Annotated in this window: 16 protein-coding genes; 15 read left to right on the forward strand and 1 reads right to left on the reverse strand. The window is 70.0% G+C overall.

From position 1 onward, the window contains the following. The first annotated feature begins 73 nt into the window (after window positions 1–73). The 4 genes from ACZ7CF_RS32965 (at window position 74) to ACZ7CF_RS32980 (ending at window position 3,122) form a co-directional block, all read left to right on the forward strand. Window positions 74–1,048, forward strand: coding sequence for a VG15 protein (locus tag ACZ7CF_RS32965; RefSeq protein WP_470371428.1), 975 nt, complete (start codon window positions 74–76; stop codon window positions 1,046–1,048). A gap of 52 nt (window positions 1,049–1,100) precedes the next feature. Then, window positions 1,101–1,751: a hypothetical protein gene (locus ACZ7CF_RS32970; RefSeq protein WP_470371429.1), complete on the forward strand. Its 651-nt coding sequence runs from the start codon at window positions 1,101–1,103 to the stop codon at window positions 1,749–1,751. Between the two features lie 193 nt (window positions 1,752–1,944). Then, window positions 1,945–2,946, forward strand: a complete 1,002-nt coding sequence (locus ACZ7CF_RS32975) for an SU10 major capsid protein (protein WP_470371430.1) — start codon at window positions 1,945–1,947, stop codon at window positions 2,944–2,946. Then, window positions 2,943–3,122: a hypothetical protein gene (locus tag ACZ7CF_RS32980; RefSeq protein WP_470371431.1), complete on the forward strand. Its 180-nt coding sequence runs from the start codon at window positions 2,943–2,945 to the stop codon at window positions 3,120–3,122. Before ACZ7CF_RS32975 ends, ACZ7CF_RS32980 begins: the two co-directional genes overlap by 4 nt. 17 nt (window positions 3,123–3,139) lie before the next feature. On the opposite strand, the gene ACZ7CF_RS32985 is transcribed toward ACZ7CF_RS32980, so the two are convergent. Beyond that, the gene (locus tag ACZ7CF_RS32985; RefSeq protein WP_470371432.1) at window positions 3,140–3,340 is read right to left on the reverse strand and encodes a hypothetical protein; all 201 of its coding nucleotides are present in this window, start codon (window positions 3,338–3,340) and stop codon (window positions 3,140–3,142) included. A 262-nt stretch (window positions 3,341–3,602) separates the two neighbouring features. On the opposite strand from ACZ7CF_RS32985, the gene ACZ7CF_RS32990 reads away from it, so the two are divergent. The 11 genes from ACZ7CF_RS32990 to ACZ7CF_RS33040 all read left to right on the forward strand — a co-directional run bounded on the left by ACZ7CF_RS32990 (window position 3,603) and on the right by ACZ7CF_RS33040 (window position 13,411). Continuing rightward, entirely contained in the window at window positions 3,603–3,959 is a 357-nt protein-coding gene (locus ACZ7CF_RS32990) for a hypothetical protein (RefSeq protein ID WP_470371433.1), read from the forward strand. Window positions 3,960–4,217: 258 nt separating this feature from the next. Beyond that, a complete protein-coding gene (locus ACZ7CF_RS32995) occupies window positions 4,218–4,547 on the forward strand; it encodes a hypothetical protein (RefSeq protein ID WP_470371434.1) in 330 nt (109 codons plus the stop codon). 2 nt (window positions 4,548–4,549) lie between these two features. Continuing rightward, window positions 4,550–4,870 carry a hypothetical protein gene (locus ACZ7CF_RS33000; RefSeq protein WP_470371435.1) on the forward strand — a complete coding sequence of 107 codons (321 nt, stop codon included), beginning with the start codon at window positions 4,550–4,552 and terminating at the stop codon, window positions 4,868–4,870. Beyond that, on the forward strand, window positions 4,867–5,292 hold the full coding sequence (locus ACZ7CF_RS33005; RefSeq protein ID WP_470371436.1) for a hypothetical protein: 426 nt from the start codon (window positions 4,867–4,869) through the stop codon (window positions 5,290–5,292). Before ACZ7CF_RS33000 ends, ACZ7CF_RS33005 begins: the two co-directional genes overlap by 4 nt. An 84-nt stretch (window positions 5,293–5,376) precedes the next feature. Further along, a complete protein-coding gene (locus ACZ7CF_RS33010; protein WP_470371437.1) occupies window positions 5,377–6,003 on the forward strand; it encodes a phage tail tube protein in 627 nt (208 codons plus the stop codon). 21 nt (window positions 6,004–6,024) lie between these two features. Beyond that, entirely contained in the window at window positions 6,025–6,306 is a 282-nt protein-coding gene (locus ACZ7CF_RS33015) for a hypothetical protein (protein ID WP_319988569.1), read from the forward strand. Window positions 6,307–6,419: 113 nt separating this feature from the next. Beyond that, window positions 6,420–6,707, forward strand: a complete 288-nt coding sequence (locus tag ACZ7CF_RS33020; RefSeq protein ID WP_470371438.1) for a hypothetical protein — start codon at window positions 6,420–6,422, stop codon at window positions 6,705–6,707. A gap of 69 nt (window positions 6,708–6,776) precedes the next feature. After that, on the forward strand, window positions 6,777–9,629 hold the full coding sequence (locus tag ACZ7CF_RS33025) for a phage tail protein (protein ID WP_470371439.1): 2,853 nt from the start codon (window positions 6,777–6,779) through the stop codon (window positions 9,627–9,629). Next, window positions 9,626–10,423: a hypothetical protein gene (locus tag ACZ7CF_RS33030; RefSeq protein ID WP_470371440.1), complete on the forward strand. Its 798-nt coding sequence runs from the start codon at window positions 9,626–9,628 to the stop codon at window positions 10,421–10,423. The genes ACZ7CF_RS33025 and ACZ7CF_RS33030 overlap by 4 nt, the downstream gene beginning before the upstream one ends. A 49-nt stretch (window positions 10,424–10,472) precedes the next feature. Further along, window positions 10,473–12,617, forward strand: coding sequence for a hypothetical protein (locus ACZ7CF_RS33035; protein WP_470371441.1), 2,145 nt, complete (start codon window positions 10,473–10,475; stop codon window positions 12,615–12,617). Between the two features lie 500 nt (window positions 12,618–13,117). Beyond that, window positions 13,118–13,411 (forward strand): hypothetical protein, encoded by a 294-nt coding sequence (locus ACZ7CF_RS33040; protein ID WP_470371442.1) that lies wholly within the window; start codon window positions 13,118–13,120, stop codon window positions 13,409–13,411. The last annotated feature ends 12 nt before the right edge of the window (window positions 13,412–13,423 follow it).

Genomic DNA, 13,423 nt, shown 5'->3' on the forward strand with positions numbered 1-13,423 from the left:
AACCCGATTCTGCGTCCGTCGACGCGGTCCGGCTCGTTGCCCTCCCCGACCGGGTGACCGGGTGGTGATGCTGATGACCGAGCCCATGACCGAGGTCGACGCCGAGTTCTACACAGCACAGCAGCGCATCGTCCGCACCGTCGCCAACCAGGCACAGACCGCCTGGCGTGACCTCGACGGCGCGGCACCTGACTCGACCGCCGCCGCAGCCGTCCGCCTGCAGGTCGTCGCAGCACTGGAAGAGGCGCAAACCGAGTCCGCCGCGCTGGCCCCGCTGTACATCGCCGCCACGCTGGCCGCGCTCGGTGCGGTGTCCAACCCGGTCGGTGCGCTCGTGGCCGCGATGTTCGCGGGTGTAGCCGCCAACGGCCTGCCCCTGGCCGCTTTAGTGGACTTCGCGTTGCGCCGCTACCGGCTGGCACTGCTCGCCGGCGTGCCCCCGTCCGAGGCCCGCGCGCTCGGCCTGGCCAAGCTGCTGACCTACGTCACCACGGAGACGGCCGACGCCGGCCGCCTCGCCCGCCACACGACGGCGATCCTCGAACCCGAGCTCGCTGGATACGAGCGCGTTGTGACGCTGCCCGCGTGCGGGCGCTGCATCCTGCTGGCCGGACGCCTCTACAGCTTCTCCACCGGCTTCCTGCGCCATCCGCGCTGTGACTGCGACATGCGGCCCGTCACCCATGACCAGTGGCGCGACGACCGGCCCGGCAACACCCCGCGCGGCCTGTTCGAGTCCATGACCCCGGAGCAGCAGAACAAGGCCTTCGGTGTCGGTGACGCCGAGGCGATCCGGGCCGGTGCCGACATCTCGCGCGTGGTCAACGCTCGCCGGAAGAACGCCGTCTACGTCGCGGGCGGGCACGCGTACACCCTCGACGCCACCACTGTGCGCGGCCACGGCCGCCAGCTCGGCGAGCTGGCCAAACAAGGCGGCCGGTACAGCCGCTCCCGCGTCCCGCGTCCCACCGCCGCTCAACTGGTCAACACCGTCCCCGACCGCGCCGAGCTAATCCGCCAGCTCCGCAGGTTCGGCTACCTGCGCTGACCTGAGGGTTTCCTATTTCCTCCTCGCCCCGGAAAGGGGGTTTCTCCTCCCGTTGTCCCAGCCGACCGACTCACCCGCCACCCCTGCCGAGAACCCGCCCAACGCCCCCGCACAGGCCCCGGCCGCCCCGCCAGTCCAGCCATCAGCCCCCGTCACCGAGCCGCCCGCCGACACGTCCACCCCGGACTACAAGGCGCTCTACGAGCAGGCGCAGACGAAGCTGTCCAAGGCCGAGACCACGGCGCGCGAGCACCGCGACAAGGCCAAGCGGCTGGACGAGATCGAGGCCTCCCAGCAGACCGAGGCCGAACGCGCCACCGCCCGCGCCACGGCGATGGAACAGCAGCTCGCCACGATGCGCCGCACCGCGCTGGACGCGGAGATCCGCGCCGCCGCGACCGGCTGGGCCGACCCGTCCGACGCGCCGCGCTACCTCGACGACCGCGACCGCTACCTCACCGAGGACGGCACCGTCGACACGGCCGCCATCGCAGCGGACCTCGCCGCGGTCCTCACCCAGCGCCCGCACCTCGCCCGCGTCGACGGCCCCCGCCGCCCGGCTCCCGACCCGTCGCAGGGGCAGCGCAACGGCCCGTCCGGCACCGCGGAGCAGATCCGCGACGCCGAGGCCCGAGGCGACTGGGCAACGGCCATCTCTCTGAAGAACCAGCGACTCGCCGCGATGGCGCGCGAGCAGCGCTGACCTGGCACAACCTTCCCTATTCACCGTGAATACTCGGCACCGCCTGACGGCGACTCTCGCGCACACGCGCAAGTAGGGACGGGCGGCCGAGAACCCCCACAACCACACGCTCGCGATGCCGCCCGCTCTCCTGCGCTGCGGCAGGTCCCCGGACGGTGGCACGCCGAGGAATCCCCTACACCCCAAGGATTCCATGCCTGGCATTGCTGCCATCGCGAACACCTACAACAGCCCGAACTACGTCGGCGAGCTCTTCGCCCTCACCCCCTCCGACACGCCGTTTCTGTCCAGCATCGGCGGCCTGACCGGGGGCAAGCGCGCGAACGGCGTCGTGCACACCTGGTCGGTGTACGACCTGCGCCCGCCGGACGCCAACCGGCAGCGCCTCGAAGGCGGCGACGCCCCAGCCGCAGAGACCCGCGTTCGAGGCCAGGACCGCAACGTCCTGGAGATCCACCAGGAAACGGTGGGCGTCTCCTACACCCGGCAGGCCTCCCAGAACATGTTCGCCGGCACGGGCTCGGCGAACCCGAACGCCGCGAGCATCGGCGGCACGAACGCGGTCCTCAACGAGATGGACTGGCAGACCCGCCAGGCGCTCGTCCAGATCGGCCGTGACGTCGAGCTCGGGTTCATCACGGGCAAGTTCCAGGAGCCCACCGACAACTCCACGGTGCGCAAGACGCGCGGCATCCTGGAGGCCACCAAGACCAACGTCATCACCAACGCCACGGCCAAGCCGCTGACCGAGGCGATGATCCTCGACCTGTTGCAGAAGGTCTGGGAGAACGGCGGCATCCAGGTCTCCGAGACCGCAACGCTGATGTGCGGGGCGTGGCAGAAGCGTCAGCTCACCAACGAGTTCGTCACGAAGAAGAACTACCAGGAGCAGTCGCGCAACGTCGGCGGCGTCTCCGTCTCCACCATCGAGACGGACTTCGGGCGGCTCAACATCATGCTCAACCGCTACATGCCCGCCGACACCGTGCAGGTGGTCAGCCTCGACCAGTGCGCCCCCGTGCTGCTGGAGACCCCCGGCAAGGGCTTCCTGTTCTCGGAGCCGTTGGCGCGCACCGGTTCTACCGACAAGGCGCAGATCTACGGTGAGATCTCGCTGGAGTACGGGCCGGAGATCGCGCACGGCAAGGTCACCGGCCTGACCACCACGGCCGCCGCTGGGGGTGGTGGCGCGTGAGGTTCACATCCAGCGTCTACAAGGAACTCGTCGTGCACGACCTCGGCGTGACGTTCGTCGACGGCGAGGCCGAGGTGACCGATAAGGCCACCGCCGACGCCCTGCGCGCACTGCCCGCGGAACTGGGCGTGCGCGCGGTCGGCGGCCGACCCGCCAAGGACCAGACGCCGAGCTGACCCACTGCTGGTGGTCGTCACAACAGGCCTGCCTGATGCAAGGCCATCGCTGAGGCGAACAGACCGCCCGCACCGGTGACGGCCACCAGCACCAGCTTGAGGACCTTGAACGCGTCGCGGCGCTTCTTCTCGTCGTCCACCCAGGAGGCAACGATCCCTGCAAAGCCGATGAGCAACGCGAGCACGACGGCGTAGATGCCGACCAACCAGGCCCACATGGGCAATCCCTTCAACCCAACGCGACAGGTGTTGAAGGGGGGAGACCAACCTCATAGCGCAAGCGTTTGGCTGCAAAGAGGTAGGCACCCACGCCAATTCTGCCATACCGCTCAGCGCGAAGCGGGTCTCTCCGTCTTCAACGCCTCGCAGTGTGCACATCGCCTTTCGCATGATGCTGCTTCCGACGTCTCGCCTGTGGATAACTCGCGGGTTGTGGACAACTGCGGCCGGTTCGGGCCTTCGAGTTGCGCGGTGGTGCCCATGTCTGCGCCCACTTCTCTGGCCACCGTCGACGACGTCCAGGCCCGCACTGAGCACGAGTTCACCCCGGCCGAACGCGCCCGCGTCACAATCCTGTGCGCGGACGCCTCGGCGATGGCCCGGACCCTCGTCCCGACGATGACCGACCCGCCACCCGCCACGGCGGTGGGTGTGGTGAGCTCTGTCGTTCTGCGCGCGTTCTCCGCCCCACCCGAGGGGTTGAAGGAAGAGGCGATCGGCGGGCACACCCGCACTCTTGCTCACGACGGCGGCGGCTTGTACTTCACCGCCGATGAGCTGGCACTCCTGCGCCCGCCCGTTCCGACACCCCGCGGAGCGTTCTCGATCTGGACCTAGCCGCCGCCGTACCCCAGGCCGTCACGCCGGCAGCGGCACCCCACCACACCACGGCGGTGATCACCGGCCACCATGCCGACTCGGTGACGGCGAGCAGCACATTGCCCACCGCGCAGGACAGCAGCAGGAGCACCGACGCCACGAGCACCGCGCGTGCTCTCCAGCTCGTCAAGTTCTGCCCGTCAACGCTGGTTCTCGCCTTCCCCCTGGTCCTGGTGTATCAGTCGCCGACCTGTCCTGTTACCGAAGGAGGTGAGGGTGCAGCTCCCTCATATCGTCACGTTCGTTGAGCCGCTCGAGGTCGAAGACCAGTACGGAAATCCCGCCCCAGCTCTGTTCTACGGCCCTGGCGCGCCTCGCCGCGACGTGCGCGGCTACGTGCAGCCCCACACCTCGACTGAGCCGGTGGAGACCGGCCGCCAGCCGGTGATTTCACGCTGGAGGTTGTTCACCTACTCCCCGGTCGGCCCGCGAGAACAGGTCGAATGGCGCGGCCGGACGTTCCGTGTCGACGGCGATCCGGAGATGTGGGAACCGGCGTTTGGCCGGACCCGGTTCTGGGTGCGGCTGATCGAAGTGGAGGGCTGACCATGCCCCGCGCTTTCCAGGGCTTCCGCGTCGACCGTGACGGCGTCGCCGAAGTCCTCAACTCCCCCGAACTGGCTGCGCACATCAAAGCCCTGGCCGAGGAGATCGCGACCGGTGCCCGCTCGCAGGGCCACCGGGTCACCTCCGGCGACCTGCTGCCCGTCGACGTCCTGCACGACCCCGCCCCTGACCGCGTCGCCTACACCGTGGCCGTGCGCCACCCGGCCGGGATGGGCATGGAGGCCAAGCACGGCGTCCTGACCCGCGCGGCCGGTGCGCTCGGCCTCGACGTCGAGGGCATCGACACCCGCCGCGACACATGACCGGCCCGATTCCGGTCCCCGTCGACGCGGTGGAACTCGTCCTCGCGGTGCTGCGCCCGCTGCTGGCCGCCCGCCCCGAACCCGTCCTGTCCGGCCTGAAGGTCGGCACCGAAACCGGCCACGGCCAGCAGGGCGGGCCGCCGTCGCTGCCGTGGCTGCGCCTCGCCGAAGAAGGCCACACCTGGCGCTGGCCCGCCGTGCAACGCGTCGTGATCCGGCTGACGTGCTGGCACCGCACCGACCACGACGCCAAGGCCGCGGCCGGTCTCGCGCTCGCCGTGCTGTGCTCCCTGCGCGGAGTGCGCGGCCTGCTCGACGTGGAGCCGATCGTGGGTCCGATCGCCGCACCCGACCCGCACACCCGCAAGCCCCTCGCGACCGCTACGGCCGCCGTCCGTATCCGGACACCCACCCACCCCTGACCCTGTTCCCGCTACGGAGGCTCCCGCCTCCGTTACTCGAGACGATTCCGGAAGCGCACGGCCTCCGCTCTGGAGGCCGCCCGCTTGAGCCTGCACCCGACCCTTGTCCGAGTCCCCGGAACCGGGGAACTGTCCCTCGCCCCACCCGGCACCCCAGAACCACCCGACGCCACCGCCGCACTGCCCGCCGCCTGGACCGGCCTCGGCCTGTCCACCGAAGACGGCGTGACGATCAAGCGCACGATCGAGAAGTCCGGCACCACGCACTGGCAGCAGATCACCCCCGCCCGCTACATCTACACCTCCCAGGAACTCACCGTCGCCAGCGTGTTCCAGGAGTCCAAGGGCGCGGTGCTCGGCGTCTACTTCGGCGGCATGACCTTCGCCGAGGTCGGCACCGGCAGCAAGAAGTACCGCGCCGAGATCAGCGCCGTCCCCAAAGGCGACGAACGCGCGCTGTGCGTGGACTGGACAGACCAGATCAGCGCCACCGAGATCTACCACCACCGGCTCTACGTCCCCCGCGTCGAGGTCTCCGAGACCGCCGACGCCCAGTGGACCCGCACCCAGGAAGCCCGCTGGGGCCTCACCTTCGCCGCGCTCTCCCCGGCCTCGGGCACCACGTTGGCCGTGTGGCTGACCGACGACCCCGCCGTCCTGCTGGCCACCCCCGGCAGCGGCTCGCTGGCCGCACCCGGCAAGTCCGACTGAAACCGTTAGGAGACAACGACTGTGAGTCAGCGCCAGCGCCGTGAGGCGACCGGCAAGCCCAACCACGGCGACGCGCCCGGTTCGGCGGTGATGTGGCGGGGCAAGCGGTTCAGCCTGCCCCGGCCCGAGGACTACCCGCTCGACGCAATCGAGGCCGAGGAGAACGGCCAGACCCTCAAGGCGTTGCGGATGATCCTCGGTGAGGACCAGTACGCGACGCTGCGCACGATCGCGAAGACCACCGGCGACGCCGACGACTTCAGCCGCGCCATCATGCGGGAGCTGGGGCGGGGAAACCCGTAGTCGTCGGCCGCCTGCTGGCCGACGACACCACCGCCGAAGCACTCGAAACCGACCTCCTGCGGTACGGGGTCGACCTGCTCGACCTCTACCGAGGCCGCCTGTCCTACCGCCGCGTGTGCGCCCTGATCGCGAACCTGCCCGAAGACGCGGCCGTGTGGCGGTCCGCAGGGCCGGACGCCGGCTGGACTCGGACGGATCTCGCGCTGGCCGCGCTGGAACGCCGGGTCACGCTGCTGTGGGCCACGGTCGCCACCGCGCTCGGGCACAAGGTCACCGACACCGACGTCACCGGCCCGTTCGACCCGCCCGCCGCCTCCACCGCCACGGCGGCCGGAGGAGGTGATACCGGCCCGGAACCGAAGTCCATGCGCGAGATCGCGCTGTGGATGCGTGGCGGGTGATCGCCACTGACCTACGTCGGCCACACCTACCTCAAGGTCCTGCCCTCCCTCGTCGGCCTCGGCGCGGCCGTGAAGAAGGCCATCAACGAGGAAGAACGCGGCGCACCGAACATCAGCCTCGGCGCGCAGATCCAGACCGCGCTGGCCCGCGCGCAGCTCCAGCAGCTCGCAGCTCAGGGCGACCAGACCGCCATGCGGCTGCTCGCCCAGCTCGACACCCTGCCCGCCGAACGCGAAGCCACTGCGCTGCGGGAACGGCAGAGCCGCAAGGAAATCAAGATTCGGGCGGTTCTGGACAAGTCGTTCACCGCCAGCCTTGCCGGGCTCGGACAGCTGGACCGCGCGATCACCGGCACCACCGCGTCCATCGTCGGCAACACCGCCAGCGTAGGCGCGGCCACGCTGAAGTACGGGGCTTACGCCGCAGTCCTGGCGCAGGCCATCAGCCTCACGGGTGGTCTGGGTGCGGCGGCAGCTACGGCCTCGGGTTCGCTGCTGGTGCTCCCGGCCGTGGGCATCGCCGCGGCCGTCGCGGTCAACACGCTCAAGCTCGGCGTAGAGGGTCTGTCTGATGCGTTCAAGGCGGAGTCCGCCGAGGACTACGCCAAGGCGGTCAAGGACTTCCCGACCGCGATGCGGGAGACCACCGACGCCGTGCGGGCGTTGCGGCCGCAACTCGACGGCCTCCAGCTCGACGTCCGCACAAGGTTGTTCGACGGGCTGGGTAAGGAGGTCGAGCAGCTCGGCGGCACCTACATGCCGATGCTGCGCGGCGGCCTGGCCGACATCGCCGGAGGCTTCAACCAAGCCGCCCGCAACGCCGCGACGTTCGCCCGTGACGGCCGCACCGTCGACGACGTCCGGCTGATCCTCGACCAGACCGGCCAGTCCGTCCGCGCCCTGTCCGGCGGGGCCGCGCCGCTACTCCAGATCATCCGTGACCTAGCGGCGGTCGGCTCCGAGTTCCTGCCAGGCTTCGCGTCCGGATTCGCTGATGGCGCAACAAGTCTGGCCGACTTCGTCAGGCGCGCCCGGGAAACCGGGCAGCTTCACGAGTGGATGAGCGCCGGACTGTCGGCGGTCGGCGACTTCCTGATCACCGTGGCCAACCTGGGCCGGATCGTGTTCACGGTCCTGTCCGCCGCGAACACCAACGGCGCAAGCCTGTTCGCCACCCTGTCCGCCCTGACCGGCTCCATGCTCGCGTTCCTCCGCTCTGCGGAGGGAACCGTTGCCCTGCAACAGTTCTTCGGCGGTCTCTCCGACGCCTCCTCCGGCCTGCTGACACTGCTGGAGGCCGTAGGCCGCGCGTTCGCCTCCGACACGATCCCCGCTGTCGGTCAGCTCGGAACATCGCTCGGGCAGGCCTTCACGACGCTGGCCGCTGGCGCGAAACCGGCCGCCGAGATCCTGGGAGCCCTCGCGCCCCTCGCAGGGGTCGCGGCGCAGGCGCTCGCCTCGGTGCTCGTGCCGGCATTGGGCGCGGTCTCCGGTATCGCCGCCGAGCTCGCGCCCGTGGTCGGCGAGCTCGTGCAGGAGCTCGTCGGCGGCGCTCTCGCCGACGGCATCCGCGAACTGACCCCGGACCTGCTCGAACTCGCCCGCGCGGCCAAACCGCTGATCTCCGCCGTCGGCCAGCTGCTCGTCCAGGCGCTCCGCACGGCCGTGCCCGCGCTGTCCGCGCTGCTCGGCGCGCTGACCCCGATCGCCACCGAGCTGGGCGGCGCGTTCATCCAGGCCATCGAGGCCGCGCTACCGCTGGTCACGATCCTGGCGACGGTCTTCTCGGACGTCCTGCTGGCCGCCTGGGAGCAGGCCCGGCCCGTCCTGCCCGTGTTGGTCGAGTCCATCCGCCAGCTCGTGACCGCGCTCGACCTGTCGGCCGCCACGCCGTCACTGGTCGAGACCGGCATGTTGCTGGGCAAGATCCTGGCCGAGGCGCTGCGCAACCTCGTTCCGCTGATCCCGCCGCTCGTCGCGGCCTGGGTGCAATTCTGGAGCGAGGGCCTGCTGCCGATGACGCCGTTGTTGCTGCGCATCGTCTCCGAGCTGCTGCCCGAACTGCTGCCGCTGCTCGGCGAGCTCGTGCCCGTGATCACGCAGGCCCTGACGATCATGACCGTCTGGAACGCCGGGCTGCTCAAGCTCGCCGCGTTGTTCGTCGAGTACGTCATTCCCGCGCTGAAGCTGTTCATCAACGACGGCGTGAAACCCGTGTTCCGCAACGCCCTGGAGATCATCTCCGCCGCCCTCTCGCTCATCCAAGGCGTGATCACCACCGGGCTAGCGCTGCTGTCCGGTGACTGGTCGCGGGCCTGGCGCGGCGTCCAAGACATCGCCTCGGCCGCCTGGCGGCTGCTGGTCTCCGGCGCGGAACTCGGCGTGCGATCCCTGCTCGGATTCTTCGGCGGCCTGCCAGGACAGATCCTGTCCAGCTTCGGCAACGTCGGCTCCCTGCTGCTCGAAGCGGGCAAGAACCTGATTCGCGGCTTCCTGCGCGGCATCGAGTCCATGATCAGCTCCGTGCGCGCGAAGCTGCGCGAGCTGACCGACCTGCTGCCCGACTGGAAGGGGCCACCCGATAGGGACGCGAAGCTGTTGCGCGCCAACGGTGTGCTCATCATGCGCTCCCTCGTGGACGGGTTCGAGGCCGAGGAACCGGCCGTGCGCCGCTACCTCGCCGACCTGACCGATCGCATCCCCGCCGCCACGCTCGCCGTCGAGACCGGACCCGTTGCCGCGCAACGCCTCGCCGCCCAGGCCGCTGCCACGGCCGGCCGCGACGACCGCCAGGCGGCGGACCTCGCCGCGCTGGTCGACGCGATCGAACGCCTGGCCGCGCGGCCGGTCGTGATGCAGGTCGGCGCGACCGAGATCGCCCGCGCCACCGCTGAGGGCCAGCACGCACTGTCGCGGAGGTGACGCCGTTGGGCTCGTTGTGGATCGGCCCGCTCGGAGGACTGCGCGAGGTCCGCGACGCGACCACTGATCTGGACCGCTCCATCAGTCTGGGCGTCGAGGAGTTCGCAGCGCTGTCGGGCGGGATCACCACTACCCGCTTGGCAGCGCCACCCCGCCGCCTGTCCCTGTCCTGGTCCGCGATGGCCCCTGGCGAAGCCGGATGGATTGAGGCGTTGGCGCGCGGGGTGTTCGGTCCCGGCCCTCTGGCCGTGATCGACCCCGCCGCCCGCAACCTTCTGGAAGGCGGACAGTCGCAGGGCTACGGGCCGCGCGCGGCCTACACGATGGCCGGATGGGGCACGCTCGCCGAACGTGCCGATCGAGTCGTCACCGTCACCGACCCGCGCGACAACGACCAAGTGCACTTCGAGCACTCGCACTGGTTCGGCTGGCCCGTCGTCCCCGGCCTGCCCGTCCACATGACCGCCGGACTGCCCGAGGCTCAGTGCCACCTGTCGTTCTGGTCGGCGGGCCAGGCATTCCTCAGCGAACACGGCCCAGCACCCGCCCTGACCGCCGTCCCGCCCGCTGGTGCGGTGTTCGCCCTTCCCCGGTTGATCCTGCGGGCCTGGTCCGGAACGAAGCCTGTCGGCCCGGCGCTGCTGCGCATGGGCGACCCCATCACCTCCGGCGACTTGGGCGCGCTCGGTGACGGTTGCCCCGCAATGGCCGTGACCGGCTACACCGACAAGGCCCGGCCGCCGCACCGCGACCTGTCCCTGACCCTCGTGGAGGTGCGCCGTACTCCCCGCTAGCCCGAAACTCACCGCCGCCCTGACCGACGCCGAGCGCACCAACTCCACCGTGACCCGGCTCGCCGGCCGCGACCTCACCGACCAAGTCACGTCGTGGACGCTCGACCGCGCTTACGACTCGGACCTGCCCGAGCAGATGCGCGCCGCCAACGGCAGTGCGTCAGCCGAGCTGCGCATGACGCTATCCGGCACCGACGGCAAAACTGCTGCGCAGCTCTACAGCCCCTACGCCCCTCACCCCACCGCCGACATCACCCGGCCTCGCCAGTCCGTCACCCACGGCTGGGGCGTCGCGGGCGAGGCCCTGCCGAGCTTCCGGGGCATGGTCCGCGACCGCAGCGCCACCAGCGCCACCGGTCTGGTGGACCTATCCGCGCTCGACGGCGCCGAACGCCTGCGCGACGCGGCGCGGCTGCCCGCGGCCGTCTCGGCGAACACCACGCCGATCGCCTCGGGGGTGTGGGTGGTGGACCACCTGCTGCGCAACGCGGGTATCCACACCAGCCCGCCACCGCGCCGCGGCTGCATCCTCTACGCCTCCATGCACGGCGGCCTCGCCCCCAACATCGGCTTCTACCGAGACCACACCCTCAACCTGCTGGACTGGCGGCGCGACGTCGCCCCGTGGGAGATCGCCCCGCTTCCGGGCTGGGGGCAGTACACGGCGCGGTGGGACCCGCGCACCCGCACCACCGTTCCCGGCGCGTCGCTGCTGGCCGAGTTCTGGGTGGACAACACCAACCTCGGCAGCGTCGGCGCGAGGGTGCAGCTCGGCTTGTTCTTCCAGGCCGACAACCAGACCAACAACGTCCGCTTCACCGTCGACTTCACGAACGACTCCGTCAGCCTCGGCACCGACGGCACGTCGATCACGCAGACGCTTGGCCGGTTGCGGAGCAGGGGCCGGTGGCACTGCGGCGTGTACTGGGGAATCCAGAGCGGCGGCATCCCGCGCGGCTGGTTCATCCTGTCCGGTCCGAACGCACCGGACCCGTTCCTGATGCTCGACATGGGTAATTTCCCCACCATGCCCGCGACCCAGCTCAACTACGTCGAGCTGGTGGCGGGCCTGCCGGTCGAGGCCGTGCAGGTGTCCATCATGGACACGTTCATTAACACCAAAGCCGACTGGGAACCGGCCTGGCAGCGCGGCGCGGTGCTCGATCACGTCGGTTCCCAGCTCAACGCCATCCCACCTGTCCAAGGCTCCGCATGGGAGGTGATCACCGCTGTCGCGAAGGCGGAGCAGGCCACGGCGGAGTTCGACGAGCTGGGCATCTTCCGGTGGCGCAGCAACACCCGCTTCACCTCCGTGGGCTCGCCGGCGGCCACGGTGACCAGTGCGCGCGAGATCGCCTCGTTGCGTGTCTCGGAGGCGATCGACAGCGTCCGCAACGTCATCGACGTCCCGTACTCGACGTACACGGCCGGGGCCGCGAGCACGCGGTTCACCGAGACCGAACCGCAGTGGATTCCCGCGTTCGGCACGCTCGTGCTCCGCTACGACTACGACAGCACCGAGTACGACAGCCCGCCGCCCATCGTCTACTCGACCACGGTCCCCGCCAACACCAGCCGCGTCCGCTTCTCGTTCCAGTCCAACGGGTCCGGTGGTGTGCACGGCGCGGTGGAGTCCACCACCGAACGCGACGGCGACCAGCTGATCATCACCTTCCGCAACCGCACCGGAAACGACCTCTTCCTCACGACCAGCACCGGCACCCCGTCGGTGTCCATCGCCGCCATTCGGCTGGCATCCGGTAGCCCGCAACGGTTCTCGATCCGCCGATACGACCAGACCAGCCGCGACCGCTACGGCTCACAGGTCTACGTCGTCCCCGCAACCCCCTGGCTCCAGACCTCCAGCGCAGCCGGACGCGTCGCGGACTACCTCCTGGCCGTCGCCGCCTCCTCGCTACCGATGCTCGGTGACGTCGAGATCCTGCCCGACCCACGTCTCCAGCTCGGCGACCTCGTGCGCGTCGTCGACGACGTCGGCGCAGCCCTGTCCACCCCGGCCTGGGTCGTCGGCAACAAGATCAGCGGCGACGGCACCGGCCGCATCCAGCAGGTCCTCACCCTGCGCGCCACCACCAGCCCAGGCCCGCCCGCAGACGCGGGCCTGTTCCCCGACCCGCCCCTGAGCCCCGACGCCCGCGCGCAGTTCCTACGCGAGGGCGTCAAGGTCCCTTAGCTCACCGGCGTCGCCGACGCTTCCGACGTGCCGAAGAGTCCCCGCTCGGCAGAGGCTTGGCGCCCGTTTCGACATCGCGCTCCAGCTGAACCGAGCCAACAAACCGTCCGATGCCAGCCCGTGCCGTCATGCGCTTGATCTTTGGGTCGCCGAGCCACATGAGTCGGAACTGGTGAACCACCCATCCGGCGAACACAAGCGCGGCAATAACGACCAACGGCCACAACGCACTCAACACACACTCCATTCGGCAGAGAGGTCGAGCGCCTAACCGCCGTTCGAGCGGTGTTGCGACTGATTCCAGGGCAGGAGAAATTCCGTGCTGCTCCGGCTCGATCGACCAACGCGGTCGACGGACCAGCACCAGAAGTCGGCTCAGCGGCTCTCGGCGAAGGGCAAACGCTGAGTCATTTCGACTGTCAAGAAGCACCTGGAAGCGCAGAGCGTAGCAGACCTATTGCCACCCAAACGTGTACTCAGCGCCTCGACCTAGGAGGTACGTGGACCCCTCACTACTGCCGCAGCTCGGTGTGGCCGGTGCGCTCGTGATCGTCGTGGGCTACCTGCTCACCGCCAACCACCGGCTCATGACCGCCAACCGGTCAGACCGCGCCGACTACCTCGCCGCACTCGCCGCCCGCGAGACCGCGCACGCCACCGAGCTCACCGCCCTGCGCAACCGCGTCGCCGGGCTCGAAGACCGCATCAGCGAACTGGAAGACGAGCTCGACCGCGAGCGCGACAGACGCCGTCAGGCCGAGGACATCGCCGCCGCCGTGCGCCGCCACACCTAGACCCGCACCCAC

It is taken from the genome of Lentzea sp. NPDC036955 (assembly GCF_055608005.1).

Coding starts and splice junctions, on each gene's coding strand:
- ACZ7CF_RS33005 (WP_470371436.1), top strand. CDS start 4,867: ATGACCGGCCCGATTCCGGTCCCCGTCGACGCGGTGGAACTCGTCCTC.
- ACZ7CF_RS32985 (WP_470371432.1), bottom strand. CDS start 3,340: ATGTGGGCCTGGTTGGTCGGCATCTACGCCGTCGTGCTCGCGTTGCTC.
- ACZ7CF_RS32965 (WP_470371428.1), top strand. CDS start 74: ATGACCGAGCCCATGACCGAGGTCGACGCCGAGTTCTACACAGCACAG.
- ACZ7CF_RS32990 (WP_470371433.1), top strand. CDS start 3,603: ATGTCTGCGCCCACTTCTCTGGCCACCGTCGACGACGTCCAGGCCCGC.
- ACZ7CF_RS32975 (WP_470371430.1), top strand. CDS start 1,945: ATGCCTGGCATTGCTGCCATCGCGAACACCTACAACAGCCCGAACTAC.
- ACZ7CF_RS33000 (WP_470371435.1), top strand. CDS start 4,550: ATGCCCCGCGCTTTCCAGGGCTTCCGCGTCGACCGTGACGGCGTCGCC.